This window comes from Microbacterium sp. B19, assembly GCF_000333395.1.
GTDB lineage: Bacteria > Actinomycetota > Actinomycetes > Actinomycetales > Microbacteriaceae > Microbacterium.
In genome coordinates, this window is sequence record NZ_BADA01000251.1 from 1 (window position 1) to 1,278 (window position 1,278).

A 1,278-nucleotide genomic window follows, 5' to 3' on the forward strand; every position below is an offset into this window, starting at 1 on the left:
GGGATCGGTCGGCTCGCTCCCGAGGGCGGCCGTCCATGCGTCCTTCGCGCCCCGGGCGTAGGGGAGGGGCGTAGCGCCGCCCTGCAGCGTCGCGTCGTCGAGGGTCACGATGAGGGTTGCCGCGCTCGTGGGGGTCGGGGCGGCTACGGGGGCGGTCGCGCTCACGGAGGGCGTCGCGGCGGGCGTCTGTGCTGCCGACTCCGTCGGGGTCGACGTGGGGGACGTGCACGCCGACAGGCCGACGGAGAGGACGAGCGCGAGGGGAACGGTGGCGAGGAAGGGGATGCGGCGCACATCACGACCATACCCGCGTCGCTCTCGGTGGTGCGGGCTGCGACACGGTCCCGGTCAGGGACGCCGGCGAGCCCCTGGTGCCGACCACTCCGTCGGTGCCACCATCGGGCATGACCTACGCCGTCGTCTCCGTGCATTCTCCGAAGCCCGAACACCGGGCTGCCGTGATCGACTCCATGCAGCGCTACAGCCGAGTCGCCCGCGAACAGCCCGGCCTCGAATGGACCGGTGTCGTCGACGACGGCAGCGGTCGCCTGGTCGGGATCGCGCTGTGGGCGTCCGAGGAAACCGCGGCGGCCGCGCGGCCGGCGCTGATGGCGGAGGTCGGCGACGACCCGTTCGAGATGTGGGACGAACGCCCGATAGACGGGCTTCGCGGCGACGTCGTCTGACGGATGCCGGCGGCCCGCGGGCAGCGCGGGGCGGGCATGCCGATCCGAGTCCGCTCGGCTTCGCTAGAGTCGGCGCGTGCACTCCACGCCCGCGGTCGCACCCGGACCGCACTCCGACCGACGCGGTCGGGTGCGAGCCATCCTGGCAGGATCCGTGCCGAACCTCGTCCAGTGGTTCAACCTGTACGTCTACGCGATCTTCGCCCCGTACTTCCGTACCGAGTTCTTCGCGCCGGATTCGCCGGACTCGCTGATCTACGTCTACGGCCTGTTCGCCGTGACCTTCGTGGTGCGGCCGCTCGGCTCGTGGCTCTTCGGACGGCTCGCGGACACGCGGGGCCGGGAACGGGCGTTGGTCGCCGCCGTCACCCTATGGCCGCGCCCGCTTCATCCCGACCACGCCGCGCAGCCCCGGCCATGCCCCGTGCGAAGACTACCCGCTGATTCTCAACACCGGCCGCGTGCGTGACCACTGGCACACCATGACGCGCACCGGCAAATCGGCCACCCTGGCCAGCCACATCCCCGAATCCTTCATCGACATCCACCCGCAGGACGCCCTGCTCTACGGCGTGCGCGAAGGCGGCCTGGC

3 protein-coding genes and 1 pseudogene are annotated in these 1,278 nt (G+C 71.8%); 3 read left to right on the forward strand and 1 reads right to left on the reverse strand.

Features of this window, described 5'->3' with window-relative positions:
* Nucleotides 1–294, reverse strand: a pseudogene (locus I5G_RS09545) (hypothetical protein); the annotation flags it as partial.
* A 110-nt stretch (nucleotides 295–404) separates the two neighbouring features.
* On the opposite strand from I5G_RS09545, the gene I5G_RS09550 reads away from it, so the two are divergent.
* The 3 genes from I5G_RS09550 to I5G_RS27260 form a co-directional block, all read left to right on the forward strand.
* Nucleotides 405–686: a hypothetical protein gene (locus I5G_RS09550; RefSeq protein WP_022878859.1), complete on the forward strand. Its 282-nt coding sequence runs from the start codon at nucleotides 405–407 to the stop codon at nucleotides 684–686.
* 76 nt (nucleotides 687–762) lie between these two features.
* Nucleotides 763–1,155, forward strand: coding sequence for an MFS transporter (locus I5G_RS25295; RefSeq protein WP_148286457.1), 393 nt, complete (start codon nucleotides 763–765; stop codon nucleotides 1,153–1,155).
* A 13-nt stretch (nucleotides 1,156–1,168) separates the two neighbouring features.
* On the forward strand, nucleotides 1,169–1,278 hold a 110-nt coding region (locus tag I5G_RS27260; RefSeq protein WP_368844203.1), incomplete at its 3' end, for a hypothetical protein.

Bases quoted from the DNA above. Each gene is read 5' to 3' on its own strand.
- I5G_RS09550 (WP_022878859.1), top strand. From the start codon at position 405: ATGACCTACGCCGTCGTCTCCGTGCATTCTCCGAAGCCCGAACACCGG.